The organism is Levilactobacillus suantsaiihabitans, from assembly GCF_004745505.1.
Lineage (GTDB): Bacteria > Bacillota > Bacilli > Lactobacillales > Lactobacillaceae > Levilactobacillus > Levilactobacillus suantsaiihabitans.
This window is the reverse complement of the sequence record NZ_RKLX01000001.1, coordinates 287347-313754: the sequence shown is the minus strand read 5'-3', so window position 1 is coordinate 313754 and position 26408 is coordinate 287347. Positions and strand designations below refer to the sequence as shown.

Below are 26408 nucleotides of genomic sequence, written 5' to 3'. Positions count from 1 at the left end.
TGTTCAGCCTCCATCGAGTTTACCCGCAACCAATCCAACCAATGGATTATTAGTTAACCATCAACTTATAAACGTAAACAGAATTGTTCACACAATTCAGCACTTTGCCACATCTGGATATGGTTTTTAAGGGTTAGGCGGTCTATGATGAGACACATGTAATGAATTGGGGTCAAATTGATTGTCGCAAATACATTTTTTGCGGCAAGGTAAACCGTTTCGGTCAATTGCGACCGAACGCTATCGTTGACTTGAACCAGGGCCGGTATCCGGTGCCTGGCTATTCCCGTAAACTTTAAAAGAAGAGGGTTAATTTATGACTTGGTCTCATTGGCAGGTACCGCCGTTTGTTACCAGCGTGTTCTTTGTCCTCGGGGTCTTCACACTCTATTGGGTTTCGTACAATTGGATTGCGTCATGGGCACGGACGCATCGCCTGAGGATTGCGGAGGAAACCATCAACACTTGGTATGGTATTTTGTACATGGTCGTCTTTGCCTTTAGCATTCAGACGTTGGTCGTGGGCACGCACATTTCCTGGCAGTTCATGAATTTCCAACTGATTGCGGTCATTTTCTGTGCGTATTTCTTAAAAATTCACATGCCGGTCTACTCGCTGTTTCCGATTCTACTGGTCTACATGGTCTTCAACGGGTCGCTGGTCTACTGGCAATCGTGGGGGCACGCGCTGACGTTGATGACGTTCTTCATCGTGTTAAATCAGGTGCGCAATAGATTTTATAGCAAGCGGTACGCCGCGTTGATGTATATGGCCGTTGGTATTCCGTTCGGGGGATTGTTATGGCTGTGGATGAAGTTGAAATTCGACTTCTCCTGGATGACCTTCTGGCAAGAATGGCTCTACCTGGTGATTTTCGAAGCGTTGCTATACGTGTACGTCTCCATGTTGATGCACGACACGGAGCTGAAATTGCGGCTGGCGAAATTTGCCAGTCACGACGCGTTGACCCAGACGCGCAACTTTGCTGCCTACACGGAATCCGTCAGCTACCTGTTCAAGGAAAGCCAGACTTCTAACCGGCCGATGGCGATGATGATGTTTGACATCGACCATTTCAAGCACTTCAACGACACCTATGGCCATGCCGTGGGTGACGAGGTGCTACAGCAGGTGGCCACCACGGTCCAGACGGTCCTGGCAGAAAACGATCCGCGCTTGCGGCTGTACCGCACGGGGGGCGAGGAATTCAACGTGTTGTTCCCTGGCTACGACCTGGAAGCTACGCAGCGCATCGTCAACCAAGCTTTTCAAGCGGTCAATCACATGAACATTCACACGGCTAAGACCGTGATCCACGTTTCCATCTCCGTGGGTGTGTCCGAAATCATCGACAAGGACCAGTCGCCGTTGGACTTCTACAACCGCGTCGACCACAATCTGTACCAGTCGAAACGCAACGGCCGGATGCAGATCACGGCGGGGTAGGCTGGGCTGGCCGCCTCCGGTCAAATGGTTTTTGAGTGCTATTAAACAATTACGTGAAAAAAACAAGAAAACATTCCTCAGTGAGTCGGCGGTTGTCGGCGATTCTGGGGAATGTTTTTTGTGGTGTTCAGTGAGTTTAGCCAGCAATCAGCTAGGGGCCACCGACAAAGTCCAGGTCATGACGCTCTGGTAATCGCCGGCCACGATTTGTGGCGCCGGCGGCAGGTTCAGCTCGCTATCGGTGACGTCGAAGTCCTGGCCGTCGTAGTCACTGGACGTGTAGATTTTCGTGGCCGTTGACGTGTCCGGCACGTTTTCATCCAGCCGCGACGTCGGGTCGTACAGATCCAAAATGGTGGTGCCCAAATTGCCGTCACTGCCGTCGTCTAGCGTGAAGGGCGCCAGGCTAGCGGTTAGCGTCCAGTCGCCACCGGTCGTGCGACTGTCCATGACGGACAATTCACCGTTATCGTTGCCGTCATAAGCGCTGCCAGCAGTACCGTAGTCGTGGTTTTCCAGCGTCGTGCTGTCCGCACACAGGGCGTCCACGTCGACGCTGTCAAAATTGAAGTTGGGTACCGCCGTTAAAGCGAGGAGCCCACTCTTGTTGACGGTCAGCAGCGCTGAGTTGGTGTTGACCGATTTGGTACTGCCGTTGACCGTATAGTTGAGCGTCGCGTAGTACGACGTGCCGTTGTCGCCGCCCACCGTGGTTTTCGCAACGGTATAGCTGGTGCTGGTCGAATTCAGGGCCGTGGCGGTGCCGTCCTCCACCCGATACCAGTTGGCAACGCTCATGCCATCTGGCAGGTCCTTGAGGGTGAAGGTGGCATCACTGCCTTCGTTGACCGTGACGTTTTGCAGCGCCCCAATCGCAATCTTGACCGAATCACTATGGCCGTTGCTGGTCCCGGTGATGGTGACGATGCCGTGGTCGTTAGCCGTGCCACTGGTGTCGCTGGACGTATTCGTGGCGGTAACGTTGCCGTAGTCGTCGACGCTCGCCAGCGATGGATTGCTGCTGGTCCAGGTGATGGGGTCGGTCGCGGTGCTCGGCGTCAGTGTGGCGTGGACCGTGGTCGACTCGCCGTTGTACAGCCCCGGACTGTCGCTGGTGACTTGAATGTCCGTGGTCGGGACCCGGCTGGGCGTGATGGTAACGGTCGCGATGCGTGACCATTCGCTGTAAAATAGGCCGATACCGGTAAAATCATATTCACATTGAAAATATAGCTGGGTGGGACTGGAGACCTGCGGCGCGGTAAACGTATAGGTCGTGCTGTTGGACCCCACGGTGCTGTAAGTGTCGCCACCGTCCGTGGATTCCCACCAAACGTATTTCCGACTGCCAAAGGGGTTGGTAATGGCTTCCAAAATATTCCGGGTTCCCTGAGCGGCTAGCGTCACGGTATCGCCGGAAACGTGGTTTGAATCGATGGGCTCTTGAGTGAAGCCACCGGCGAGGTTGATGCCCATGATTGACGTGGGTGGCGAGGTCGGTGTCTGGGGTGCACTCGCGGCGTGGGCGGAGACGCCAATGCTGAGGCCGGCAATCAGGACGAAGAGGCTGACACCGGCGCGTTTGAGAAACTGTGTAATCGCCATGTCTATGGCCTCCTTGCCTAATTGTCTTGGTCCGAATCGGCATCATCGTCGTCATCGTCGCGTCGGCGTTTGCCCAACCAGTACGCCCCAAAGCATAGCAGTAGGGCGAGCAACAACGCTAACAGCCACAGCCACCAGTAGTTAGGCTGATGGGCGGCATGTGTCAACGAATTGTGCTGCGCGGATTGTTGTCGTGTCAGAGTGAAGGCACCGCTGAAATTCCAGATGCGCTTGCCGCTGGTGACGTGCAGCTTCAGGAGATATTTACCGGCAGCCAGGCGATTGTTGCCCAGGCTGATGTTGTCGTCAAACCAACTGTTGGGTGCCATGGAGCCGTTGCGCAGCGTTTGGCTGGCCACCTGTTGGCCGGTGCTGGCCCGCATGACGCGCGCGTCGATCTGCAGGTCGCCGAAGAGCGCGGGCGTCAGGTTGCGGATGCGCGCGAAGGCGGTCGGTTGGGTGTCGGGCTGATGGACGCCCACCGCCGCCAACTTCAGGTTCGTCTTAAAGGTTTGGCCCGGATGGCATTGCAGGGCCACGGCCGTGACTTCGGCGTAGCGGTTGTTCAGCTGAAAGTCCGAACTGTCGCCATTTTCTTGCTTGGACAAGGTGGCGTGCGGATCGGTCACGAACAGGCCACCCAGCACTTCGCCGGTGAAACCGCTTGCGGGAATCCGCGTGTAAAACGTGACCGTCTTGCCTTGCCGCGGAGCCAAGGACACTGTGACGGGGCCGGACGTCATTTTGGTAAACGTGGTCTGCGCCGAGGCGTCGGCCGGCCGCTTCGTGGGGATGTAGACCGCGTGGCCGCTGTCGGCGGTGGTGGCGTTGACGGGGATGACCTTCAGTGTGCGGGCTGAGTTGCTGGGGTTGGTCACCGCTAATTTCAGCACCTGCGTCGCCCCCGGCGTGACTTTCAAATCAAAGTACCCCGCCTTAGAAGACAGCTGGTTCTTCGGCAGCAGGGGTGTCGCTGCGAAGTTGGCGGGGACCTTCGCAGCGTTCACGGGTGCCGCCCCGCCCAGCAAGCCGATGAACAGGATGCCGGCGATTAGCCAACCACAAATCCGTTTTAATCTCATGATTATCCCACCTTTGATTGCGTTTCAAAACTGTTCTGAAGTGTGCGCATGTTGGCCGCCTTACCGACCACTCAGCGTTCCAACCCCTGTTTGGCGAACGGTAGGTGGTCAGTTCCCGCAGTGAAGCGGCCAACACCTAATCCTAACGCGCACGTTTCGTGTCAACGGTCACTAACCAGATGGCTAATTGAACTGATTAACGACGAAATAGATTTGCCAGCTAGGGATTGGGTCGAAGGAAAAGGTAGTCTGCTCCCGAACCGCGCTGTTCAGACAACCGCGCGGATGACGGGGAGAAACTACCTTTTCATTTGACGGTGAACTTAGCGATTAACAGTGAAGCAACTGGCGATTACGTCGCTGGCGTAGTTGCGGCTGGGGCGTTTTGCAGGGCCCAGTACAGCGTGGCGTCGTAGGTGCCGGCCACAATGTCGGCTTGTTTGGTGATGGCCAAATTGCTGCTGGATGCCGTGGTGGCGGTGTTGTTGCCTTCACCGGTGTTGGCAGCGGCGGTCCACAACAACTGTGGACTGCTAATCCAGCCGTTGGTGACGGGTGATTGCGTTAATTTAATGCTGTTGGGTACCGCCGTGGCACTGTTGTCCAGCGTGCCTGCGGTTTGATCCAAGGTTAACGTTGCGTCCGTGATGGTCGCTGTGCCCGAAGTGAAGGGGCTCAACCCGACCGTTAGTGACCAGCCGGCATTGTTGCCCCGGTAGTCGGTGATGTTTAACGTCCCGGTGTTGTTGCCATCGTAGGCCGTGCCCGCGGTTGGCGCATTGCTGGTGACGGCCAGATTGGTGTCACCAGAGGCAATGGACTTAACGTCGGTGTTGGCCAACGTGATGTTAGGCACCTGATTCAAGCTCAGCGTCCCGGGCGTGACCGTAAATTCGGCGTTAGACGTCGCTTCGGCATTACCAGTACTGTCAGCGACGTAACCACCGGAAACGTTGGTCAGGTTGCTGGTTGCCGTGCCAGGACCTGAGGCGTCAGCGATAACAGCACTGAAGCCGAGTACGGCGATTGCAACCGCCGCCGTGGCCCCGATACCGCGAAATAACTTTAAAGCTCGCATGGTATTCTCCTCCTATCCTAAATGCCATGAAACGCCGAGGCAGGTGACAGACCAGAAGCAAAGGCGCTGCCCAAGTCGTTAAGGGCTCAGTCAGTTGCGCTGTCAGGAATTTGACTGCCTAATGCGCTCTGGCAGTTCTCTCTACCTCGTTGACACCGTTAGCATATCAGGCTTTTGTCAACGAGTGATACGGAAATGCTGGCTTTAGAACGGACCGTATACCAACTGCTAAAGATGAGGTGCGTTTCGCTGGTAAATGTGGGAATTTTGTTATGGTTACGATAGGGCCACACTCAAAAAGCGACCAATCCATTTTATTGGGATTTGGTCGCTTACGTGGATTAATGAGTGGGTAAGTCTAATTGACTGCAGGTTGCTAGTAAGATTAAACGTGTTGATTGCCGTAACAGCGGTGTTCTGACAAGCAAAATTAGTGAAACCAGACGCCTGCGGCAGCCAGGGTGGGGGCCTGCTCTGGGGAACACCTTCAGCCTGAGGAGCGGGCTTCCGGTTCGCTTGAAAGCCTGGCAAAGTCCGCCAGTCTCTCAAGTCGTCCCGCGCTGTAGGTGGCCAGTCCCCACTATGACGCGGTCAACAACTAATCCTAACGTCGTGAGTCGCGGCAAACGTCTAAGTGAGGCGGTCCAGCAGCGTGACGTCGTTCAAGAGGTCTTGTAGGGTAATCTTGGCCATCTTAGCTTCGGCCGCGGCCTGGATCTCCTGGTAATAATGGGTCAACACCTGGGGCACAGCGCGGCCGACGGGACAGTTTTGTGAGGTGTGAGTGTCAACGTTGAGCAGGGGCGCTTGCCCGGGTAAAATGGCGTAGATGTCGCGTAACGTAATGTCGGCGGGGTCCCGCGCCAAAGCCAGTTGGGTCGGTCCGTGGGTCGGGGCTAAGAGTCCGTGGCGTTTCAGGTTCGCCATGATTTTTCGAATCAAACTGGGTGAGGTTTCCAGACTGCTGGCAATCTCTGGACTGGTCATCTTGTGCCCCTTGAAGTAGGCAATGTAGACCAGAACGTGGATGGTATCACTGAATTGCGTATTGGCCATGGGGACGGCCTCCTTTTTTACTTATATTCTGTATCTTATTTTATAACACTTTCTACGAAAAATCAGGTAAAATGTTTTTTTAAACAGCTATAACAAAAATTATTAAGCAAACGAATTGACTTTTAACAATCGATGACGTATCTTAAAAGTGTACTTAAAACTAATACAAAAATATTAATCACAGGGGGTCTGCATTATGGCAGCAATCACAATTTTTGGTAAGGGTAACATGGGTCAAGCAATCGGTGACGTTTTCCAGCAGGGCGGCAACCAGGTCAGCTTCATTGATTCCGGCGATCCCGTTGAAAACTTAGGCGACATCGTGGTCTTAGCGGTGCCTTACAACGCCGCGTTGAGCATTGCCAAGGCCAACCAAGCTGCACTGGCCGGCAAGGTGGTCGTGGACATTACCAACCCATTGAACTTTGACACTTGGGATGAACTGGTCGTGCCCGCCGACAGTTCGGCCGCAGCTCAAATCGCTGCCTTACTGCCAGATTCTAAGGTGGTCAAGGCCTTCAACACGACCTTCGCCGCCACTCTGCAGAGTCGCAAGGTCAGTGACCAAGCGCAGACCACGGTGATGGCCGCCGGGGATGACGATGACGCCAAGCAAGCATTAGCCGCAGCGTTGACCGACAGTGGCGTGGCTGTCGTCGATGCCGGTGCCTTGAAGCGGGCCCGCGAATTAGAAAGCTTTGGCTTCTTGCAAATGACGCTGGCCGCCAAGGAGAAGATTGGCTGGACCGGTGGCTTCGCGGTTTTGAAGTAAGATAAAGTAGAATAGAAGCGTAAACAAAAGGGCGCTCAGCCGGCAATTTGCCAGTGGGGCGCCCTTTTGATCAGGCAATTTTAAAAGTTAATCCACAACGATCAGTGACTTGATGGCTTTACGCTTGGTCATGGCTTGGTAAGCATCATCAATTTCATCCAGGTTGAAGGACTTCGTGAAGACCTTACCAGGGTGAATGTCGCCGTCTAGCACGGCCTTCAACAAGACCTGCTTGTCATAGGTGGTCACGGAAGCGGGACCACCGGCAATGATGGTGTTGCTGTAGAAGGATTCGCTCATGTCCATCTTCGGTTCGTGAGGCAAGCCGACCCGACCGACGATGGCACCGGGACGGGCAACCTTCATGGCCGTGTCGTTGGATTGTTCCGTACCGACACATTCCAACACGGCATCGGCACCGGCGTTGTTGGTCAAGGCCATCACCTTGGCTACGGCGTCGTCGCCACGTTCGGCGATGATGTCAGTGGCGCCAAATTCAGTGGCCATCTTTTGCCGGTCTTCATGACGACTCATGGCGATAATCCGCTTGGCACCGCGCATTTGTGCCGCGATGACCCCACAGAGACCCACGGCACCGTCACCCACGACGACCACCGTGTCACCGGCGGAAACGTTGGCAACCCGAGCGGCGTGGTAACCGGTGGCCATGACGTCAGCCAAGGTCAACAGAGACTTCAACATGGCTTCACTGTAATCTTGGGGTTGGCCAGGAATCTTGACCAGGGCCCATTCGCCGTGTTGGAACCGGATGTATTCGGCTTGCACGCCGTTACTGAAGTTGTCGGTGTGGTTTTGGCAATCGCCCTCAAAGCCGGCACGGCAGGCAACACAGTGTCCACAGCCGTGAGTGAATGGCGCAATGACAAAGTCGCCGGGTTGAACGGTCGTGATGTCGCTGCCGACTTCTTCGACGATTCCAATGGCCTCGTGCCCACTGTTTTCCGAGTGGGCGGCCTTGTCTTCTAACCCGCGGTAAGCCCACAGGTCAGACCCACAAACACAGGTCCGGACCACGTGAATAATGACGTCGTCGGGCGCTTGGATCGTAGGTTTATCAATATCTTCGATCTGGACCTTACCAGGTTTCATAAACATCGTTGTTTTCAAGATTGTGACCTCCTAAACATGTCTAAATGAATTCTAAGCGTTTGCAAAATGAAAGTAAAGTAAGTACCCTTTCAAACGCCTGAGGCCCATTGAAAGGAACGGTTTACTCGGGCCAAATGGCGATGACCTGGTCGATTACCGGCTGGACACGGGTGGCTTCGTTGGTGAGGTAATTGGCGTACACCGGCATTTGCGCGGCGGCATCCGTGATGGGCAGACGACGGCGGTTGTCAGCGGACGTGGCCTGCGCGGGCGTTGGGTCGAGGGGGGTGATGTTGGTATTGAAGTAGGGGAAGTCGGAAAATTGGGTGATGGCGGCCAGGGCGTCGCGTTGTTCTTGGTAGAAGAACTTGGCGTTGGGGATGTGTTGTTGAATGATGGCGCGCCACGGACCGATGTCGTCGAGGACCACGAAACTTAGGTCCTTGAGTTGCGCGAAGGTGATACTGGGCTGGTTGGCCTGGCTCATGAATTGGTTGAGGTTGACGGCCAGTCGCTCCGTGCCCACACGTTGCGCAGTCACGGTAGGGCCTGATAGCGGGACATTGGTAAAGACTAGCCCGGCGGCGTACGTCGTCAAGGCGACTAACGGGTCGGTCGTCAGGGCGTGAGTAGGCCACTGCACCTGTGCCGGTAGCTGGTCGCGCAGGGCGTCGAGCACAATGAGGGCGCCAGGAAGCGTGGACGTGACCGTGAGGGTTTGTTGGCTGCGGGCAAAATTTTGGATGCGGTGGACGGCTTGGTCATTGGCCTGAAGTAAGCGCTCGGCTTCACGAGCGGCCAGTTCACCAGTCGGCGTCAGGCTGAGCCGGTTGGGCTGCCGGATAAAAAGTGGCACGCCTAACTCCGTTTCTAATTTTTGCATACCGCGGGTGACGGTCGGTTGGGTGACGTGCAGGGCCGCTGCCGTTTCAGCCAGGGTACCACAGCGCGCAAAGGTGACGAGTTCTTCGAGTAGGTAGTTGGCAAGCATAGGGGGACTCCTTTCGTGAGCATACGTTAATCGTATACTAGCATGAACAAGTGGTAATTTTCAACCGCGACAAGTGGCGGTATAGTAGACCCAACACATGTAAAGGAAAGGTGAATGCTATGGTGACTGTGCCAACTGTTAACTTAAATAATGGTGTCGAGATGCCGCAACTGGGCTTTGGCGTCTTCCAAATTCCGGACCTGGCGGCGTGTGAAGCTGCCGTGACGGCGGCCCTGAATGCCGGCTACCGCCTGATTGACACCGCGGCGGCTTACCACAACGAAGAAGCCGTGGGTCGTGCGATTCACAAGAGCAACATTCCCCGCGAGGACCTGTTTATCACGTCCAAGCTGTGGGTGTCCGACTTCACGTATGACCGCGCCAAGCAAGGCATTGACGAGTCGCTGAAACGATTGGGCCTGGATTACTTAGACCTGTACCTCTTACACCAGCCATACGGCGACACCATGGGTGCTTGGCGGGCCTTATCGGAAGCCTACCAGGCGGGGAAGATTCGGGCCATCGGCGTCTCTAATTTCTACGCCGACCAACTGAAAAACTTAGAATTGACTATGCCAATCCAGCCCGCGTTGAACCAGATTGAGGTCAACCCGTGGTATCAACAGCCCGCTGAGGTGACGTTTAACCAGGGCGAAAATGTCCGCGTCGAGGCCTGGGCGCCATTTGCGGAAGGCAAGCAGGAGATTTTTACCAACCCGACGCTGCAGACGATTGCGCAAGCCCATCATAAGACGGTCGGCCAAGTCATCTTGCGCTGGCTGTTGCAACGCGGCATTACCGTGATTCCCAAGTCGGTCCATCCCGAACGGATTCAGGAGAATATTGATGTCTTTGATTTTGAACTGACGGCCGCTGACATGCAGACGATTGCCGACTTAGACCAGCGGACCAGCCAGTTCTTTGACCACCGTGACCCCGTAACGATTGAACAAATTTTCGGGTCAAGTTTGAAACAATTAAAGGAGTAATGATATGACAAATCAACCAACGATTCATTTAAATGATGGTCATGATATCCCGGCCATTGGTTTCGGAACGTTCCAGATTCCCAGCGACGGGTCGACCAAACAGGCCGTGACCGCGGCCTTAGACGCCGGTTACCGGCATATCGATACGGCCGTGGCCTACTTCAATGAAGCCGAGGTCGGTCAGGCCATCGCTGCCAGTGCCGTTCCCCGCGACCAAATTTGGGTCACCAGCAAGCTGTGGCTGCAGGATTACGGTTACGAAGCAGCCAAGCGCGCCATTGACACGTCCTTGACTAAGTTGGGTTTGGATTATTTGGACCTATATTTGATTCACCAACCCTACGGCGACGTGCCGGGTGCTTGGCGAGCTATGACCGAGGCCCAACAGGCCGGCAAGCTCAAGTCCATCGGGGTTTCCAATATGACGCCTAAAATCTGGCAACAATTTGTGCCGGACTTCACCGTCAAGCCAGCCGTCAACCAAGTTGAGTTCAACCCAACCTTCCAACAGCGGCCGTTGCGCGACCTGATGGCTGCCGACGACGTGAAACTGGAAGCCTGGGCACCACTGGGACAAGGCGATCAAGACTTGCTTCAAAATCCGGTCGTAACGGCATTGGCGGCCAAGTACGGCAAGGATGTCGGCCAAATCATCTTGCGGTTTGAAAACCAACTGGGTGTGATCGTCTTACCGAAGTCCGTGCACGCGGCGCGGATCAAGAGTAACCTGGACATCTTTGACTTCACTTTGACTGCCGAGGAGATGCAGCAATTGGCCGCATTGGACACCGGCAAGGGCCGGCATGATCCGGACGCACCGGGCGTTCAGGACATGTTGTTGGGCGCCTTTGATGTACATGCTAATGATTAGTTAAACACCACCAAATCGGTCGCAGCCTCGTGCTGCGGCCGTTTTGGTGCTTAGCCGATTTGGTCACTAATTCAGTGGGGGAACATGTTATAATAGAATCCATTGTGACACTAAGCAACGGAGGAAAACATGCGTGAGAAAGACTTTCAATTAAATATCCCCGCGGAGATTGGGGAACAACTCCAGCTGCGGCAGAACACGCCGGTCAAGCTGGTTGTGAAACGTAACCGGCTGGTCGTGCAGCTGGAGGAACCCCGCCAACAATTATTTCAGGGTCGGGTCTTTTTGTGGCCCGTGCTGACGGCATTGCTGGTGAGCCTGGGTTTCTATATTTTTTGTCTGCAACAAAATCTGAAAACGATTCGCTTGGTCGGTGACTATTCCTTAGCCACCGCCATTATTGTCCTGGGGGTGGTCATGGGGACGGCGCTGTTTGCCGGCTTCTTCATCCGGGGGCGCCACGATCCGGAAAATCACTTTAGCCAAAACGTTTACTGGCGAAACTTCCCCGTGATTGTGCTGTCGTTTGCCCTGATCTTAGGCCTGCTGTTGACTGGGAGTATGTGGTTGCTAGGGGTTCTGTTCAAAGGGGCCAGCTTCGGCAACGTCACGGCCAGCATCATCTTGTTTGCGTTTGGGGTGGTGACCAACGCCGTCATGATCTACTTTGCGCTGGTCGTGGACGCCGGCGTGCTGTCGACGGTGTTGTTGCTGGTCATCATTAGCGGGGTCATCATCGCCATGGCCGTGAATAATCAGAAATATTGGTGGCAACACAACTTGAGTTTTCTGGGAACCAACGGCGCTTCTAGTGGGTGGCAGTTCAACGCGACCCTGATTTTTTCGGCATTGTTGATGATTGCGCTGATCGATTACCTGTTCGTGCGTCTGCAGGAATCTTGGCCGCAGACCCGGCGTTTGCTGGTCCTGCGCGGCTTGTTGACATTAACGGCCATCGACCTGGGGTTGGTGGGGGTCTTCCCCAACAACATCAGCTCCCACGCGTTGCATGACCAGGTGTCGGTCTTTCTGGTCTACTTCATCATCGCCCTGATTGTCGGCGTGCGCTGGCTATTGCCGCAAGTCACTCAAGACTTCTTGTATCTGTCGTACGGCATCGGCGCGGCCCTGGTCGTTGCCGCCGTGCTGTTCCAGGTCGTCGGCTACTTTTCGTTGACGGCGTTTGAAATGATTGCATTCGTGCTAGCGTTTGGCTGGATACTCATGCTGCTGGACCGCATTGAAGCGTTGATCAATGTGGGGACGGAAGGGTTGATTACGCGGCAGGAGTGAGTGGGGTTGGCCAAATGATCCCAGCTGGTTAAGATGGGCTTTTCATTGTTAATAGGAAAGGCTATTCTAATAGCAGGAGGGATTTCAATGAAGGCTAAACAATTTTTGTTACTCGCAATCGGCGTGTTTCTTGCGTTTGGGGTGATGGGCACCTTGACCGTCCAAGCAGCTTCAACGACTGTACCGCATAAATTTCGAGGAACTTTCTATCAGTATGAAGGTCACAAGAAATGGGATAAGTTGGTTATCAAAAGTCACAGTGCCCGATTGTCTGGCCCCGGTTATACGAAGGCTTTTAAGCTGACTCCCAAAGCCAAGAGCAAAGTCCACAAGTTGTCATTTAAAATTGATGGTAAGGCTCAGCGTCAGATATTCTTCCGGCTGGACAGCCAATTAAAAGATTCCTCAAAAAGTGCGTTGCCGACAAATGGTCTCAGCTTGGCAACTCGTAAAATTAAAGGTAAAAAGGTCAAAGTCGTCCGCGGATTTCAGGGTGGCTACTGGTTTGACTTTGTCAAAGGACACAAGATTGCACATCGCTATGCCGGTATGACCAATGGCAAGTACTAATGAAGTATATTTAAAAACTAGCCGCGATGATTGGTGGTAATCCCCACATCATCGCGGCTAGTTTTGTTTTGCATGATTTAAAACGGTCATCTTCGTCGGCATTCGCCGCACCTTTTGCGCCGCGTGGTTGGCGTTGATACGGGCCACGATTTTACGCAGCGTGGTCGTAGCTGTTTGGTCCTTGCGAAATGAATGGACGATCATGCTGTCATAGGTGACCCGGTTGCCTTGAAGCGTGAACCAGTTGGGGGCGAGGTTCTTGTTCGCCGCCGTGATGTTTTGGTCCGGCCAGACCAAGTAGCGGGTCGGGTGCTTGGTCGCGTAGTGCTCGACCTGCCAGCCTGCTTGAAAATCGTTAACTTCCTGCCAACGCTGAAGCTTAGGGTCCTTGATGGCGTAGTAAATGATAGCGCTGTAAGTGAGCTTGGGGTGGTGAGCCAAGTCGGCGGTGGTTAAGTTGGTCGTGTGGTGGTGAGCCGGACGGGTGGTCGCTGGTTTGGTGGTGGGCGTGGAATCGTGGTGAGTCAGAACCACTAGCAAACCACCCAGTAACAACAGACCAGCGAGGCCGATTAGCCATTTGGTTAGTTTTGACATAAGGTGCCTCCAGAACGGGATATCCCCAGTGTAGCGGTTGAAAGCGCTGGCGTAAAGGCAATTGGCGAGAGTTAACCTTTGGCGCCACGACTAAAAAACCACCCAAGCGCAGTCTACACTCGGGTGGTCATGGCTAAATTCAGTTGTTGGTTTAGTACCAGTGGTGATGTTGCCAGAAAGACTTGGCCTTGGTCCAAGTACCGTAACGACCGGCCACGTACTTGTTGGCAGTCTTTTCTTGGTTGACGGCGGATAAGTCACCGTGCAAGTAGGATTTCAGTAATTGGTAACGACCATAACAGTTACCGTTACGAGCGGTGTAGCTGTAGCGGGATTCGCGGTAAGCAATCCACTTCTTGGCCGCCTTTTGCTTCTTAGATAAACCAGAGTTGATCTTGGCGATTTTCTTCTTTTGGCTAGCAGACAGCGTAGCAGCTTCTGCGGTCACAGTTGGTTCCGAATTAAAACTGGTGGCAACGTTGGTGATCATCCCAAAGGAGATCCCAAATACTAATAAAATTGCAGCTAATTTGATTTTAAATTTAGTCATATTTTTTTAAACACTCTTCCTCGTTTGTTAATCTCTACCTAGTAGCATACGCGAGGAATGTTGCAGGCATGTTACTACGCAATTAAAAGGCCGTCACAACGAGGTAAAGTTATATGACATTGTTGGGGGTATTAATCCTTATGAGACTACACCAAAACCGCATGGTGATGGGAATGGCAGCGGATTTAAGTAAATATTTCAATAGTCCATAGTCATGTTTATTCGCAGGTCACGAAAAAAGGTGTTGCCAACCAAAATAGACCATGACAATGAGTCCCAGCGCAATTCGGTACCACCCGAAGAGTTTGAAATCATTGTTACGGATGTAGCTCAGCAAAAATTTGATCGCCAAGTAAGCCACGATGTAGGAGACGATGACGCCGGTCAGGAGGATGATCACCTGGCTATAAGTGAAGGTATTGCCGTGAATCAGGTATTTGACGATCTTAAGTGACGAGGCGCCGAACATGGTTGGAATCGCCAGGAAAAAGGAAAATTCGGTCGCCACGTAGCGGGAGGTCCCCAGCAGAATGGCCCCGAGGATGGTTGCCCCCGAACGGGAGGTGCCGGGCACCATGGCGAGGACCTGAAAGCAACCGATGAGGATGGCCAGTTTGACCGGCAGGGTGTTGAGGTCGGTGAAGTGGGGGGCTTTGGTGCGGTTGTAATTTTCAATCACGATAAATAAAATCCCGTACAGAATCAGTGTAGTCGCAATGACCGGCCAACTGGTCAGGTGGGCGTCCATCCAGTCGTTGAGCGGCAGTCCTACGATGACGGCGGGCAGGATGGCTAGCACGACCTTGACCCACAGCGACCAAGTTTGTCGACGGGCCAGCCGGGATTTATTGGCAGCCCACGGATTGAGTTTGTTGAAATACAGAACTAACACGGCCAGAATGGCGCCCAGTTGGATGACCACCATAAACATATTAATGAAAGCGGTGGGTTCGTCGAGCTTGATGAATTCGTCGGCCAAGTACAGGTGCCCCGTGGAACTGATCGGTAGAAATTCGGTGACCCCTTCAATGATGCCTAGGATGATGGCTTTAATGATGTCTAACACAAGAAATTCCCCTTTGTAAGTAGCAGTAAGCTCTAGCTTATCAGAGCAACGTAAAAGGGCTGTCTTGGTTGTGTAAAATCTCTGTAAATTAAAAGAGCCGACGACGGTCGACCCTTGGTACCACTGGCTTCAGTGGTTTTTTTGAAAGATTTGAAAGTTGAAACTGAAATCGACTATTTTTAACGTCATGAGTCGCATGATAACAATAATTCCAGCTGATTTTGTTTTTCAACCTTCAGTTGAAAGATGAGCTAGCCGTTATTTTCCGAAGCCAAGCCGTGTTGGTGCGCCAGAACCTTGCGGAAGACAAAGACAGTGCCCAGAAAGAAGCAGGCGGCCAGGCTCGCGGCAATCGGCAGCGTGTGAAACATGTTGGCTGGTAGGACCAGTGCCAACAGTGGAAAGGCGTAGGCTGCGGGCAGCTTGATGTGTAGCAGCTGCAGGAGCACGAAAACCAGCGGTAATGCCAGTAATGTGGTCAACAGCCATGAGGCCAGCAGCGTGTGAATCAGTACGCCCAACGTCGCGGCGCCGGCTAAGGCGATAATTTGGCGAATGGCCAGTTTGCCGGGATAGTCGGGCAACTGCGAGACCTCGAAGAAGACCACCAGTACCGGCGGAATTCCCGCCATCTGGGGAAAACCGGCTAGCCACACGGCCGCGACCCACACGGAAGCGACCAGCGTGAAACCCAGCATGTGGGAGACGTGGAGCGGTTGGCCCGCGGGCTTGCCGCGATAGTGGCCCTGTAACAACACGCCCACGGTCAGCGTCAACGTGAAGACCAGGATGGCAATGATGAAGGACCAGTGCGTGGCATCAATGATGATGGGCAACAGCCCGGTCGCAAACGAAGGCGCCAGCGTGGAGCGCAACACGCTGAGCAGCAGTAAGATGAGAATCAGGGTCAGGTAGACCTTTTCGGCGTAGGTGATGCTCAACTGGTTGACCAGAAAGCCAATCACTGCGGTGCCGGACGGGGCCAGGAAGATCTTAAACGGCTGCGCGATCCAACTGCTATTGTGATAGATCCAAGTGCCGGCCGTCAGCGCGCCAATCTCGGGAAGAATGATTTCGTAGTCGCCGAGAAGCGTTGCTGCCGCGACCATCAAGAGGACAAATGCAAAGCCAATCAGGTAGTCGCGGCGTTCAAGTGGGGATAATGACATGGAACTCAGGTACCTCCTTATAATTATTTATATAAAATCGGATTTTTTGCTTAAGCGGTTTTGATTATAACACGATGCTGACGAGATTTCAGGTTGAAAATGTTGTGAAAACGTTGCCACTACTGGCATTGCGGTCCTGAGAAATTTGACTGACCGTTGGCGGTGGGGCGGACTGTCATCTTGCAGCGGACTGGCCAGAATTGGTCATTTCTTTTCGACTAGCTTGGGGTATACTAAAGAAACAACCAAACCTCAGGAGGCACAGCATGATTGCATTAAAATCACCACGCGAGATCGATGGCATGCAGGCGGCGGGCGACATCTTAGTCGGCCTCTTCCACGAACTCGAAGACTACATTAAACCCGGGATCACTACCTGGGATATCGACCACTTTTCCTACAACTATATCGTGGGTCACGGCGCCACGCCTGGTGAACTGAATTTCGAAGGGTACCGGTACTCGACCTGCGTCAGCGTTAACGACATGATTTGCCACGGCTGCCCCAGCAAGGACATCGTGTTGCATGACGGCGATTTGGTCAAAATGGACACGGTCATCGACTATCACGGCTACCTGAGCGACGCCTGCCATGCCTTTGTGGCGGGCACCCCGTCGGCCGAAACGCAAACGCTGATGGACGTCACGCTTAAGGCACTGTACAAGGGTATCGACCAGGCTGTGGTGGGCAACCGCATCGGCGATATTGGCTTTGCCATCCAGGACTACGCGGAAAATCAGCTGGGATACGGCGTGGTGCGCGACTATATCGGCCACGGCATTGGCCCGACCATGCATGAGGACCCAGACGTGCCGCACTACGGTCGCGCCGGTCATGGCACGCGGTTGAAGGCGGGGATGACCATTACCATCGAACCGATGATCAATGTCGGGAGCTACGAGTGCAGTGCCCCGGCCGATGACGGTTGGACGATTCGCACGGTCGACGGCAGTTGGAGCTGCCAATACGAGCACACGATTGTTATCACGGACGACGGTCCTAAGATTTTGACGTCGTTTGACCACGCGTTGGATGCGCAGTATTTATTAAAATAGTTAGCAAAAAGGGGTCCGCGAACAAGTCGCAGACCCCTTTGATATCCTATGATGTTGGGAAAGAGTCATGATCGGTTAGTGCACCTTTGCGTTTTTTGATGACTTGCTCATCCGTGAATGGATTGAGCTTTTTGGGTAAGAAAACGATGGCACCATCGCGACCAGCGGTGACTTCGTATTGTTCAAACGGACTGTTGCTATTTTCCGGAACTGGCAGGACGCTTTCTTGACCGATTCGTTGCTTTTTGACAACTGTCATGGCATTTTCCTTCTGGTTAAACCGCTGTGTACCCGCCGTCGACCGTGAATTCAGACCCGGTCACGTAGTTGGATTCATCCGAACCCAGGTAGACGCAGATCTCGCCGATGTCTTGCGGTTGGCCGACGCGTTTCATGGGGATGGCCGCGGAGACTTGGGCGACCTGGTCGTTCGGACCACTGGTCATCGGGGTGTTGATGACGCCGGGGTGGACCGAATTGACGCGGATGTTGTAGCCCTTAGTCGTGGCGTCGATGGCGGCGGCCTTGGTCAGCATGCGCGTGCCGCCCTTGGATGCCGAGTACGACGAGATGAGGGGACTGGCCACCATGCCGGCAATCGAGGAAATGTCGATGATGGACCCACCAGCTGCCTTCATGGCCTTGATGGCGTGTTTCATGCCCAAGAAGTTCCCGGTCAAATTAATGTCCATGACCCGTTGCCATTCGGGTAGGGTGATCTCATCCAGCGGCTTCATTTCCGGCAAAATGCCCGCGCAGTTGACTAGAATATCGAGCTGGCCAAATTGGTCGCCGATGTCGCCAATTGTGGTTTGCCAAGCCGTCTCGTCCGTCACGTCTAGGGTGACGAAACTAGCGGTGTCGTGGTCGCGGACCAGGGCCCGTTCGCCATCGCTTTCTTGTAGGTCAGACAAGATTACGCGGGCGCCCTCCCGTAAGTAGCATTTGGCAATGCCGATACCGATTCCGCCGGCACCACCCGTGATCAAGGCCGTCTTGTTTTGTAAACGTGCAGTCATCCAAATTACCTCCTTGTAGATTCTAAGTTCATGGTATCACAAATCGTGAGCAGGGGTGTCGCCGTTTATTGGTCAATTGGTCGGTGGGCAAAAGTGTTGCGGAGCTTGGGGTGTGGGGCGCAATGATAAATATAATTGTATAACGTCTACCAAAATTTTACGTAACTGATACGGAAAATCTACAGTGGCCTGCTATCCTAGTTAAGAATTAAATTCTAGGAGGGATTCTCTTGAAATCCAAATTACGTTTAGGCTTATCAGTAGGTGCACTCATCATGACTCTGGGACTGGGTGCCCAGACCGTTGCGACCCCCGTTCAGGCGGCGACTCACGCCACGACCGCGCAGGCAGGCAAGCAGATCAAGTTACAAGGTGCGGAAAATGTCCGTGACTTAGGCGGCTACCGGACCAAGACGGGTAAGACCGTTAAGCGGCATGTGTTACTGCGGGCAGCAGCCTTGAATAAGCTGACCAAGGCAGATGCGCAAAAACTCAAGAAAGTCTATCACGTCCGTACCGACGTCGACTTACGGTCCAAGGCCGAAGCAGCCAAGGCACCCGACGTGAAGATCTCTGGTGTGACCTACAAATTCGATCCCGTGGTCAAGGATGTTTCTCAGCAATTTTCCATGACCAGTAAGGATGGCGTGAAGATCATGGAGAACGGCTACAAGGCCATGGTGACGAGTGCCCAAGGCAAGAAGGCCTACAAGCAGCTGTTCAAGATTCTCTTGAAGAATCCCAAAGGGCAAGCGGTGCTCTGGCACTGCACGGCTGGTAAGGACCGTACTGGGATTGGCACGGCGTTAGTGCTGTCTGCGCTGGGCGTTAGCCGTAAGACGGTCATGAGCGATTACCTGTTGTCCAACAAGTATCTGGCGGCCAGCAATAAGGCAGCCATCAAGCAGCTGAAAGACAAGGGTGCCGATGCCGCGACTATCAAGCTGATGACGGATATGATGGTCGTCAAGAAGTCTTATTTGAACGCGGCTTTCTCCGCCATCAATAAGAAGTACGGTTCCGTCGACAAATACCTGCAAAAGGGCCTGGGCCTGACGAAGGCGGATCGGACGAAGCTACAGAAGTTGTATTTGAAGTAAGCGGATTTCTTTTAGGGAATCTCTGATGAAGACGGAACAGTGACGCGTCATAGTTTTGGCTGTCGTAAAAGCGGCCAAAAGAAATGATGTTTACCGGTAGCTGAATCCGGCATCCCCCTTCCCAGATTGGTCTACACCATGGTACACTAGGTCTAAACCACAGAGGGAGCGAATCAGTTTGTACAAGATTATTACCAGTGATTTAGACGAGACGTTGTTGCGGACGGATGGCAGTATCTCACAGGCCAACATCGATGCCATTGCGGCCGCTTCGGCACGCGGGGTCAAGTTTGTCCCCAACACCGGGCGCAGTTTCTTGACCGTACAGAACCTCTTGAAGAAGTTGCATCTGTACCAGCAGCCGGGCGAATACGTCGTGTCGTACAACGGTGGGGTGGTTGTTGAAAACCAAGACAACCGGGTCATCGTCAGCAATCAAATGCCGTTTGTCGAGGCCAAGAAGGCCTTTGACATCATGACACAGTTCGATGTGGACATTCACGTCTATACGCTGGATCACTTGTACATTTACCGGCCCCGGGCGGATGACATGGCCTACCTGAAGACGCGCGGGGTGACCTTTGATGAGCTGACTGGGTCATTTGATCAGTTTGCCGACGACCGCATCATGAAAGTCATCGTGATGAATCCGGATCTGGCCGTGCGGCGTGCCGTGTATGACGCCATCACCGCGGCCTTTGACCAGATCAACTGTACCTATTCCTCCGGCATTTACATGGAAGTCAATCATGCCGGCGTGGACAAGGGTACGGCCATCTTGGATCTGGGCCGGCAATTGGGCGTCAGCGCCGATGAGATCATGGCCATCGGGGACAACGCCAATGACTTGGGGATGTTGACCAAAGTCGGCATGCCAGTCTCCGTGGCTAACGGGATTCCTGAGGTCAAACAAGTCGCTAAGTTCGTGACACCGCACGACTTTGAGTCGGGTGTGGCGGATGCGATTCAACAATTTGTGTTGTAAGTCGAAGCTGGGACTGCGGTCCTGGCTTTTTTGAGTTGACAACTTCAATGGAATCCCGTATGGTAAAGGGACTTTAAACGAAAGGGGTGACAACCCATGGAACTGAATAACTTAATGGCGTGTGTCCCCGCAAACGGCCAAGGACGTTTTTCCCTAGATTAACTTTTAAAGGAGAAAACTTGTGAAAAACGTCCGTCAAACCGTCCCGTCTTTGGGACTGATCATTACGCTGGTGGGGTTTCCCCAGATCAGCGAATCTATTTTCACCCCAGTCTTGCCGCAACTACAATCGGCCTTGCAGGTGAGTGCCAACCGGGTCCAATTGACCATGAGCAGTTACTTTGTGGCCTTTGCCATCGGTGTCTTGATTTGGGGCCAGCTGGCCGATAAATGGGGCCGGCGTCCGGCCATGTTAGCCGGAATAGGGGTGTACTTGCTGGGAAATGTGGGCCTCTTTTGGAGTCCTAGTTTTACCTGGCTATTGGCCAGTCGGCTGATTCAAGCCTTTGGTGCCAGCGCCGGGTCCGTGGTGACGCAGACCATCATGCGCGAAAGCTTTAGTGGACTGACCGGCGCGCGGGTCTTTGCCCGTACCAGTGCCGCCATGGCGTTGGCGCCGGCCTTGGGGCCCCTGATTGGTGGTATCATGCAGACCTATTTTGGGTATCGTAGCGTCTTTGGCACGTTGGTAGTCATGGCAGTTGCGGTGGGGCTGTATGCCCTCAGCCGCTTGCCGGAGACCCAGCCCACAACGGTGGCGGCTGCACCCGTCAATCAGGTTGCCGTGGTTCGGCGTCTGTTGACCGACCGCGTCGTTTGGGGGTATGGGCTATTGATCGGTGGCATCAACGGTGTGTTGTTTAGTTACTACGCCGAAGCACCATTCATCTTCATGACCCATTTTGGCTATTCGGCCGTGCACTATGGCTGGCTGGGCCTGATCCTAGCGAGCGCGAGCCTCTTGGGGGCCGTGTTGGTCAACTGGTTGCTCAACTGGTGGTCACCGGAACGGGTGGCCTTGGTCGGCTTGGGATTTAGCGTGCTGGCTAGCGGCGGTTTAGTCGTCGCGGCGTATGGGCAAAGCGCCCGCGCCATGTTGGTGACCATCTTTCTGACCTTTCTCGGGCTAAACGTGACCCTGCCCAACGCCTTGAATCGGGCCTTAATCGGTTACGAAGACGTCATGGGCAGTGCCAGTGGCTGGTTCAGCCTGGGTTACTACCTGCTGGTCAGCGGCTTCACTTATGGCATGAGCTGGTTGCACAACGGCACGGTCCAAACGCTGCCGTGGTACATGTTGGCCCTGTGTGCGGGCATGTTGCTGAGCCTGGTGGGGTTGGTGATGCGCCACTCGCGAGTGGTTGCTGAAAATTAAACTTAAATTGCAACGGACGTGGGGGCGACCCTGCGTCTTTTTTTGATAAGAAAATTTGTCAGACGACCGGGCCGCGTCAAGGCTTAGGCGGTGCTCCGCTTCATGGCCGGCCAAGATAAATGGCACCTAGCAGTCGAAAACCAAGCTCCAGCCAGTGTCTTTAGAACTAAATCCAGAAAAATCTGCGCTTGAAAATTCCCGGGGCAAAGTAGTTGCGGCCCACAACTAGATAGCCTAGAATCAAACTAATTAGAAGCGGCTTACGGCAAAGCGAGTTGGAAGGGAAGGTCACGCTGTGAAACTTGTCAGACGGGTGTTACTCGCCCTAATTTTAGGAATCGCGATTTTTGTGGGGGTCAATTGGCAGCCATTATCGACCCAGTTTCAGTATTACCGGGCGGCCATTTGGGCCACGGTCACGGGGCGGTCCGAGACGGCGGCGAGCCAGGGGACGGGGAATTACCAGGCGAGTGGCTACATTTTGCGCAATCTCAAGGATGCCACTACCCAGACCGGTGCCGATGATACGCCGGTGGAGGAGGCCATGCAGGGGTTGTTGTTGCAAAAAAAGTACTACTATCACTTCGCGGCCAACACGCCGGCCAAGGTGAAACAGGTCTTCGCCTATGCCGTCAACACTTACAATCAAACGGGTATCGTCCAGCTGGTGGCGGGCCAGGGCAGTGATCAGACCAACCGAATCACCTTTGGCATCTACCATAAGCGCGAGCCACGCGGTCAGGCGACCGTTGAATATGGCCACGGTGGCCCACAGATCACCCAGCGCATCAGCTGGTGCGGTATTCTGACCACCAACACGGCCACCGCCAAGCTCAACGCTACGTATCCGCAGGCGTTCAAAAAATCCGTGGCTGTCCACGAACTGGGGCACGCGTTGGGGTTGGATCACAGCTCGGATAAGCGCTCGGTCATGACACCCATCGACCAGGGCAAGACGCAGCTATCGGCGGCGGACCTCAAGAGTTTGCGGGCCATTTACCAAAAATAAAGCCTGGCAAATCAGCGGCAACGGGGACCTATTTGGTGTATGATTGGGTTGCATACAACTAATTGATACTAAATTGGTCCAGGACGTTAATCAGAAGGGACGCGGTTTTATGGCAACGATTTACGATTTTACCGAAACGGAAATGAGTGGGCAACCCATTGACTTTAAGGACTACCAGGGCAAGGTGTTGTTGATTGTGAATACCGCCAGCAAGTGTGGGTTGGCACCACAGTTGGCGGGCATCGAAGCCCTTTACCAGAAATATCATGATCAGGGTTTTGAGGTCCTCGGCCTGCCGTCCAACCAGTTTCACCAGGAACTGGCAACGGATGAGGAAGCCAATGACTTTTGCCAGCTGCACTACGGCGTGACCTTTCCCATGACCCAGCGGGTGGCGGTCAACGGCGACGATGAGGATCCACTGTTTACCTACCTCAAGGAAACTGCGGGGCACGGTCGCATCAAATGGAACTTCACCAAGTTTCTGATTGGACGTGATGGCCAGCTGATCGACCGCTATGCGCCGGTGACCAAACCGGAAAAGGTGGAACCCGACATCGTGACGGCCTTGGCCCAGTCGCAAAACTAGACAAGTCGCGTGGGCTAGATGGACCCTTTAACGTAGACAAAAAATAGGCGCCCGGGAAATTTCCCAGACGCCTGTTTTTTGTCAATGTTAAAGTTAGTGTCCCACAATCAGGGCCCCAATGCCGGTAGCGACCACTACGTAAATGGCGCCAACCAGCACGGTTAGCCAGGTGCTTTTACTCCAGAATTTTTCTGACATCACGATGACCTCCTAAGCCACACGCGTGGTTGGCGTGGACGTTAATTTGGACTTATTTAAGAGCAACGAGCTGGCCACGACGGACAGGGAACTGAGCGCCATGCCCAGGCCGGCCAATTCAGGACTTAACGACAGGCCGAAGACGGCGAAGACCCCAGCGGCCACCGGAATGCCCAGAGTGTTGTAGATGAACGCCCAGAATAGGTTGAGTTTGATGCGATTGAAGGTCTTTTGACTGAGTTCCAGGGCCCGAACCACGTCCATCAGGTCGTTTTTGACCAGGACGATACCGCCAGATTCAATGGCGATGTCCGTACCGGAACCCATGGCGATCCCCACATCGGCGGTCGTCAACGCCGGGGCGTCGTTGATACCGTCCCCCACGAAGGCGACGGGACCGTCAGCTTGGAGTTGCTTGACGTGGTCGGCCTTGTCGCCGGGTAAGACGTCGGCGATGACCGTGTCGATACCGACCTCACTGGCAATGGCTTGGGCCACCCGTTGATTGTCGCCGGTCAACATGACGGTCCGTAACCCGCGGTGTTTCAAAGCGGCGATGGCTGTGGCTGAGCTGGCCTTGGGGGCGTCTTGAATGGCGATCAGGCCAATGATGCGTTCGGCGACACCGACCAGGACCACGGTCTTGGCCTCACCTTGCAGCTGGGTCATGCGGTCGCGTAAGTCGGCGGACAACTGGTAGTCGGCAATCAGCTTGTCGTTACCGATAAAGGCGGGTTGCCCGTCAACGGTGGCCTGCACACCCTTACCCTCGATGGCTTGGAAATTTTTGGCGGCGGTAACGGCCACGTTTTCGGCCTGGGCCTTAGCCAAAATAGCGGCGGCTAACGGGTGTTCCGAAGCGACTTCGAGGTTAGCCGCGATTTGTAAGACCTGGGTGTCCCCCACGATATCCGTGACTTGGGGATGACCGGCCGTAATAGTCCCGGTCTTGTCGAAAACGACGGTCTTGACGCGGTTGGCGGCTTCGAGGACCTCACCATTTTTGATCAGGATGCCCATCTTGGCACTCCGGCCGGTACCGACCATGAGGGCTGTCGGCGTCGCGATACCCAGTGCACACGGGCAGGCAATGATGACGACGGACACGGCGAAGAGCATGGCACTAACCAGTGAGGCGTTTAAGAAGACGTACCAAATAGTAAAGGTGGCAATGGCCACGATCAAGACGGCGGGCACAAAGATATCGGCCACTTTGTCCACGGTCTTTTGAATCGGCGCGTGGCTGGTCTGGGCCTTCTTGACCATATCGACGATCTGCGACAACAGCGTGTCGTTGCCGACCTTGCTGGCCTTGAAGGTGAAGGTCCCGGTGTTGTTCATGGTGGCGCCGATGACCTTGTCGCCGGCCTGCTTGGTGACGGGCATACTTTCACCCGTGACCATGGATTCGTCGATGGTCGAGCTCCCATCCACGATGACGCCGTCGACGGCAATTTTTTGGCCGGGGCGTACGCGGATGACGTCATTGACGACCACTTGGGCCAGCGGAATCTTCGTCCAGTGACCGTCGCGTTGGACCTCGGCGTCCTTGGCCTGTAAGTCGACTAGCTTGCTAACGGCGCCGGAAGCGGAGTGCTTCATTTTCTCTTCGAAATATTGGCCCAACAGGATAAAGGTGACCACGAAGGCCGCGCTTTCAAAGAAGACGTCCTTGCCAGCTAGCATGGCGTAGAAACTGTAGAGATAGGCCGTGATCGTCCCAATGGCGACCAACGTGTCCATGTTGGCGTGGTGGTGGCGAAAGGCAGCCCAGGCGCTTTGGATGAACGGCCCTGCGGAAACGGCCATCACTGCCGTTGCCAGGAGAAACATGGTCCAGGCACCACCGGGAAGCATCAGTCCCAAGGGCTTGGTGAACATTTCAATCAGCATGGGTAACGATACGACAAGCGAAAAGACGAACCGATTCTTGATACTCATGGTTGAACGACCACCTTTCCAAAGAACATGTCCATCCCACAGCTAAACGGAAATTCGCCGGGGGTGCTGGTATCGACCGTCACGGTTTGCGGCTGGTTCAGCGGCAAGTCACGCGAGAACTTCAAAGCAGCGGAGTGGACTTGGTCCAAACAGCCGGCGTCACTGACGCGGGTGAAAGTCAAGTCGGCGGGGACACCGGCCTTTAAGACGATTTTAGCGGGTTGGTAGCCGCCATCAACGGTAATGTTGGCAGATTGTTTGATTGTCATGAGTGTAGACCTCCATAAATTATTTGATAATGACTTTGCCGTGGAACATGTTCATGCCGCAAGCGTAATCGAATTCGCCGGACTTGCTGGTGTCGATGGGAATTGCGTGCGCCTGATTTTGGGGAAGAAATTCGTTGATCCCAAAATCGGGAAAGACGACCTGTTCCAAACAACTGGAGGGGTCCTTGCGGTTAAACGTCAAGGTCGCGGGCACGCCCTTCTTCAAGACGACGGTGCTGGGCGAGTAGCCACCGCTGACTTCAACGCCCACGTCTTGGGTGTTGTCACTCACGGCGGCATCAACGGCCGCAGTGGCGTGATTGCCAAAGAACCACCAGGCAATAAAGCCAATGAGTAAGAGGGCAACGATGAGAATAATGAGTTTAAGCATAAGGCGGATCTCCTTTTTTGTTTACATTTGTAATCCTTAACTGATGAATTAAGCATACCGCCATCGTTTACGTTTGTCAACGATAAAAATTCGGTATGCCAAGATGATATATTTCACGGGGAATATGGTACTGGTCGCCCTGAAGGGTAGGGGTCTCAACGCCAGGCAACAAAAAACGAGCCTGGGACAAATCCTCCCCAGGCTCGTTCGCATTACCTTGACATAGCTGAA

At 54.1% G+C, this 26408-nt stretch carries 27 protein-coding genes; 12 read left to right on the top strand and 15 right to left on the bottom strand.

From position 1 onward, the window contains the following. Window positions 1-316: 316 nt before the first annotated feature. Window positions 317-1447: a GGDEF domain-containing protein gene (locus EGT51_RS01465; RefSeq protein ID WP_135367018.1), complete on the top strand. Its 1131-nt coding sequence runs from the start codon at window positions 317-319 to the stop codon at window positions 1445-1447. Window positions 1448-1594: 147 nt separating this feature from the next. On the opposite strand, the gene EGT51_RS01460 is transcribed toward EGT51_RS01465, so the two are convergent. From EGT51_RS01460 to EGT51_RS01445, 4 genes are all read right to left on the bottom strand, one after another. Next, window positions 1595-3052 carry an Ig-like domain-containing protein gene (locus EGT51_RS01460; RefSeq protein ID WP_225428660.1) on the bottom strand — a complete coding sequence of 486 codons (1458 nt, stop codon included), beginning with the start codon at window positions 3050-3052 and terminating at the stop codon, window positions 1595-1597. A gap of 17 nt (window positions 3053-3069) precedes the next feature. After that, window positions 3070-4134 (bottom strand): DUF916 and DUF3324 domain-containing protein, encoded by a 1065-nt coding sequence (locus tag EGT51_RS01455; protein WP_135367017.1) that lies wholly within the window; start codon window positions 4132-4134, stop codon window positions 3070-3072. A gap of 352 nt (window positions 4135-4486) precedes the next feature. Then, window positions 4487-5212, bottom strand: coding sequence for a WxL domain-containing protein (locus EGT51_RS01450; protein WP_135367016.1), 726 nt, complete (start codon window positions 5210-5212; stop codon window positions 4487-4489). 630 nt (window positions 5213-5842) lie between these two features. Beyond that, complete coding sequence (locus tag EGT51_RS01445) at window positions 5843-6268, bottom strand: Rrf2 family transcriptional regulator (protein WP_135367015.1); 426 nt, start codon at window positions 6266-6268, stop codon at window positions 5843-5845. A gap of 196 nt (window positions 6269-6464) precedes the next feature. Here EGT51_RS01445 and EGT51_RS01440 point away from each other — a divergent pair, with 196 nt between their 5' ends. Next, complete coding sequence (locus EGT51_RS01440) at window positions 6465-7040, top strand: NADPH-dependent F420 reductase (protein WP_135367014.1); 576 nt, start codon at window positions 6465-6467, stop codon at window positions 7038-7040. Window positions 7041-7127: 87 nt separating this feature from the next. Here EGT51_RS01440 and EGT51_RS01435 read toward each other — a convergent pair whose 3' ends face one another. Together EGT51_RS01435 and EGT51_RS01430 are read right to left on the bottom strand one after the other, a co-directional pair. Then, window positions 7128-8168, bottom strand: a complete 1041-nt coding sequence (locus EGT51_RS01435) for a zinc-binding dehydrogenase (protein ID WP_135367013.1) — start codon at window positions 8166-8168, stop codon at window positions 7128-7130. A 103-nt stretch (window positions 8169-8271) separates the two neighbouring features. After that, window positions 8272-9141: a LysR family transcriptional regulator gene (locus EGT51_RS01430; protein WP_135367012.1), complete on the bottom strand. Its 870-nt coding sequence runs from the start codon at window positions 9139-9141 to the stop codon at window positions 8272-8274. 119 nt (window positions 9142-9260) lie between these two features. On the opposite strand from EGT51_RS01430, the gene EGT51_RS01425 reads away from it, so the two are divergent. The 4 genes from EGT51_RS01425 (at window position 9261) to EGT51_RS01410 (ending at window position 12864) form a co-directional block, all read left to right on the top strand. Beyond that, complete coding sequence (locus EGT51_RS01425) at window positions 9261-10130, top strand: aldo/keto reductase (protein ID WP_167850104.1); 870 nt, start codon at window positions 9261-9263, stop codon at window positions 10128-10130. Window positions 10131-10134: 4 nt separating this feature from the next. Next, window positions 10135-11001 carry an aldo/keto reductase gene (locus EGT51_RS01420; RefSeq protein WP_135367011.1) on the top strand — a complete coding sequence of 289 codons (867 nt, stop codon included), beginning with the start codon at window positions 10135-10137 and terminating at the stop codon, window positions 10999-11001. 129 nt (window positions 11002-11130) lie between these two features. Next, the gene (locus EGT51_RS01415) at window positions 11131-12294 is read left to right on the top strand and encodes a DUF998 domain-containing protein (RefSeq protein ID WP_135367010.1); all 1164 of its coding nucleotides are present in this window, start codon (window positions 11131-11133) and stop codon (window positions 12292-12294) included. An 87-nt stretch (window positions 12295-12381) separates the two neighbouring features. Continuing rightward, window positions 12382-12864, top strand: a complete 483-nt coding sequence (locus EGT51_RS01410; protein ID WP_135367009.1) for a hypothetical protein — start codon at window positions 12382-12384, stop codon at window positions 12862-12864. Window positions 12865-12921: 57 nt separating this feature from the next. On the opposite strand, the gene EGT51_RS01405 is transcribed toward EGT51_RS01410, so the two are convergent. The 4 genes from EGT51_RS01405 to EGT51_RS01390 all read right to left on the bottom strand — a co-directional run bounded on the left by EGT51_RS01405 (window position 12922) and on the right by EGT51_RS01390 (window position 16246). Continuing rightward, complete coding sequence (locus tag EGT51_RS01405; protein ID WP_135367008.1) at window positions 12922-13461, bottom strand: hypothetical protein; 540 nt, start codon at window positions 13459-13461, stop codon at window positions 12922-12924. A gap of 151 nt (window positions 13462-13612) precedes the next feature. Then, window positions 13613-14011: an aggregation-promoting factor C-terminal-like domain-containing protein gene (locus EGT51_RS01400; protein ID WP_135367007.1), complete on the bottom strand. Its 399-nt coding sequence runs from the start codon at window positions 14009-14011 to the stop codon at window positions 13613-13615. Window positions 14012-14240: 229 nt separating this feature from the next. Then, window positions 14241-15077 (bottom strand): undecaprenyl-diphosphate phosphatase, encoded by an 837-nt coding sequence (locus tag EGT51_RS01395; RefSeq protein WP_135367006.1) that lies wholly within the window; start codon window positions 15075-15077, stop codon window positions 14241-14243. Between the two features lie 251 nt (window positions 15078-15328). Continuing rightward, entirely contained in the window at window positions 15329-16246 is a 918-nt protein-coding gene (locus tag EGT51_RS01390; RefSeq protein ID WP_135367005.1) for a hypothetical protein, read from the bottom strand. 266 nt (window positions 16247-16512) lie between these two features. Here EGT51_RS01390 and map point away from each other — a divergent pair, with 266 nt between their 5' ends. After that, window positions 16513-17301 carry a type I methionyl aminopeptidase gene (gene map / locus EGT51_RS01385; RefSeq protein ID WP_135367004.1) on the top strand — a complete coding sequence of 263 codons (789 nt, stop codon included), beginning with the start codon at window positions 16513-16515 and terminating at the stop codon, window positions 17299-17301. Window positions 17302-17347: 46 nt separating this feature from the next. On the opposite strand, the gene EGT51_RS01380 is transcribed toward map, so the two are convergent. Then, complete coding sequence (locus EGT51_RS01380; RefSeq protein WP_135367003.1) at window positions 17348-17560, bottom strand: hypothetical protein; 213 nt, start codon at window positions 17558-17560, stop codon at window positions 17348-17350. A 16-nt stretch (window positions 17561-17576) separates the two neighbouring features. Continuing rightward, the gene (locus tag EGT51_RS01375; RefSeq protein WP_135367002.1) at window positions 17577-18320 is read right to left on the bottom strand and encodes a glucose 1-dehydrogenase; all 744 of its coding nucleotides are present in this window, start codon (window positions 18318-18320) and stop codon (window positions 17577-17579) included. Between the two features lie 230 nt (window positions 18321-18550). Here EGT51_RS01375 and EGT51_RS01370 point away from each other — a divergent pair, with 230 nt between their 5' ends. The 5 genes from EGT51_RS01370 to EGT51_RS01350 all read left to right on the top strand — a co-directional run bounded on the left by EGT51_RS01370 (window position 18551) and on the right by EGT51_RS01350 (window position 23378). Beyond that, entirely contained in the window at window positions 18551-19420 is an 870-nt protein-coding gene (locus EGT51_RS01370; protein ID WP_135367001.1) for a tyrosine-protein phosphatase, read from the top strand. Between the two features lie 178 nt (window positions 19421-19598). Then, window positions 19599-20405: a Cof-type HAD-IIB family hydrolase gene (locus EGT51_RS01365; protein WP_135367000.1), complete on the top strand. Its 807-nt coding sequence runs from the start codon at window positions 19599-19601 to the stop codon at window positions 20403-20405. A 181-nt stretch (window positions 20406-20586) separates the two neighbouring features. Next, a complete protein-coding gene (locus EGT51_RS01360; protein ID WP_135366999.1) occupies window positions 20587-21780 on the top strand; it encodes a multidrug effflux MFS transporter in 1194 nt (397 codons plus the stop codon). Window positions 21781-22075: 295 nt separating this feature from the next. Continuing rightward, the gene (locus EGT51_RS01355) at window positions 22076-22789 is read left to right on the top strand and encodes a matrixin family metalloprotease (RefSeq protein ID WP_135366998.1); all 714 of its coding nucleotides are present in this window, start codon (window positions 22076-22078) and stop codon (window positions 22787-22789) included. 109 nt (window positions 22790-22898) lie between these two features. After that, complete coding sequence (locus EGT51_RS01350; RefSeq protein ID WP_135366997.1) at window positions 22899-23378, top strand: glutathione peroxidase; 480 nt, start codon at window positions 22899-22901, stop codon at window positions 23376-23378. Between the two features lie 210 nt (window positions 23379-23588). Here EGT51_RS01350 and EGT51_RS01345 read toward each other — a convergent pair whose 3' ends face one another. Genes EGT51_RS01345 through EGT51_RS01335 form a run of 3 tightly spaced genes read right to left on the bottom strand, consistent with a single transcriptional unit; the run spans window position 23589 to window position 26177 of the window. Further along, window positions 23589-25517: a copper-translocating P-type ATPase gene (locus EGT51_RS01345; RefSeq protein WP_135366996.1), complete on the bottom strand. Its 1929-nt coding sequence runs from the start codon at window positions 25515-25517 to the stop codon at window positions 23589-23591. Continuing rightward, window positions 25514-25786, bottom strand: coding sequence for a cupredoxin domain-containing protein (locus EGT51_RS01340; RefSeq protein WP_135366995.1), 273 nt, complete (start codon window positions 25784-25786; stop codon window positions 25514-25516). Before EGT51_RS01340 ends, EGT51_RS01345 begins: the two co-directional genes overlap by 4 nt. Before the next feature lie 19 nt (window positions 25787-25805). Continuing rightward, the gene (locus tag EGT51_RS01335; RefSeq protein WP_135366994.1) at window positions 25806-26177 is read right to left on the bottom strand and encodes a cupredoxin domain-containing protein; all 372 of its coding nucleotides are present in this window, start codon (window positions 26175-26177) and stop codon (window positions 25806-25808) included. Window positions 26178-26408: the final 231 nt, after the last annotated feature.

Bases quoted from the DNA above. Each gene is read 5' to 3' on its own strand.
- EGT51_RS01375 (WP_135367002.1), bottom strand. From the start codon at position 18,320: ATGACTGCACGTTTACAAAACAAGACGGCCTTGATCACGGGTGGTGCC.
- EGT51_RS01430 (WP_135367012.1), bottom strand. From the start codon at position 9,141: ATGCTTGCCAACTACCTACTCGAAGAACTCGTCACCTTTGCGCGCTGT.
- EGT51_RS01425 (WP_167850104.1), top strand. From the start codon at position 9,261: ATGGTGACTGTGCCAACTGTTAACTTAAATAATGGTGTCGAGATGCCG.
- map (WP_135367004.1), top strand. From the start codon at position 16,513: ATGATTGCATTAAAATCACCACGCGAGATCGATGGCATGCAGGCGGCG.
- EGT51_RS01415 (WP_135367010.1), top strand. From the start codon at position 11,131: ATGCGTGAGAAAGACTTTCAATTAAATATCCCCGCGGAGATTGGGGAA.
- EGT51_RS01340 (WP_135366995.1), bottom strand. From the start codon at position 25,786: ATGACAATCAAACAATCTGCCAACATTACCGTTGATGGCGGCTACCAA.
- EGT51_RS01450 (WP_135367016.1), bottom strand. From the start codon at position 5,212: ATGCGAGCTTTAAAGTTATTTCGCGGTATCGGGGCCACGGCGGCGGTT.
- EGT51_RS01350 (WP_135366997.1), top strand. From the start codon at position 22,899: ATGGCAACGATTTACGATTTTACCGAAACGGAAATGAGTGGGCAACCC.
- EGT51_RS01460 (WP_225428660.1), bottom strand. From the start codon at position 3,052: ATGGCGATTACACAGTTTCTCAAACGCGCCGGTGTCAGCCTCTTCGTC.
- EGT51_RS01445 (WP_135367015.1), bottom strand. From the start codon at position 6,268: ATGGCCAATACGCAATTCAGTGATACCATCCACGTTCTGGTCTACATT.
- EGT51_RS01420 (WP_135367011.1), top strand. From the start codon at position 10,135: ATGACAAATCAACCAACGATTCATTTAAATGATGGTCATGATATCCCG.
- EGT51_RS01345 (WP_135366996.1), bottom strand. From the start codon at position 25,517: ATGAGTATCAAGAATCGGTTCGTCTTTTCGCTTGTCGTATCGTTACCC.
- EGT51_RS01455 (WP_135367017.1), bottom strand. From the start codon at position 4,134: ATGAGATTAAAACGGATTTGTGGTTGGCTAATCGCCGGCATCCTGTTC.
- EGT51_RS01400 (WP_135367007.1), bottom strand. From the start codon at position 14,011: ATGACTAAATTTAAAATCAAATTAGCTGCAATTTTATTAGTATTTGGG.
- EGT51_RS01405 (WP_135367008.1), bottom strand. From the start codon at position 13,461: ATGTCAAAACTAACCAAATGGCTAATCGGCCTCGCTGGTCTGTTGTTA.
- EGT51_RS01390 (WP_135367005.1), bottom strand. From the start codon at position 16,246: ATGTCATTATCCCCACTTGAACGCCGCGACTACCTGATTGGCTTTGCA.
- EGT51_RS01440 (WP_135367014.1), top strand. From the start codon at position 6,465: ATGGCAGCAATCACAATTTTTGGTAAGGGTAACATGGGTCAAGCAATC.
- EGT51_RS01465 (WP_135367018.1), top strand. From the start codon at position 317: ATGACTTGGTCTCATTGGCAGGTACCGCCGTTTGTTACCAGCGTGTTC.
- EGT51_RS01380 (WP_135367003.1), bottom strand. From the start codon at position 17,560: ATGACAGTTGTCAAAAAGCAACGAATCGGTCAAGAAAGCGTCCTGCCA.
- EGT51_RS01335 (WP_135366994.1), bottom strand. From the start codon at position 26,177: ATGCTTAAACTCATTATTCTCATCGTTGCCCTCTTACTCATTGGCTTT.
- EGT51_RS01410 (WP_135367009.1), top strand. From the start codon at position 12,382: ATGAAGGCTAAACAATTTTTGTTACTCGCAATCGGCGTGTTTCTTGCG.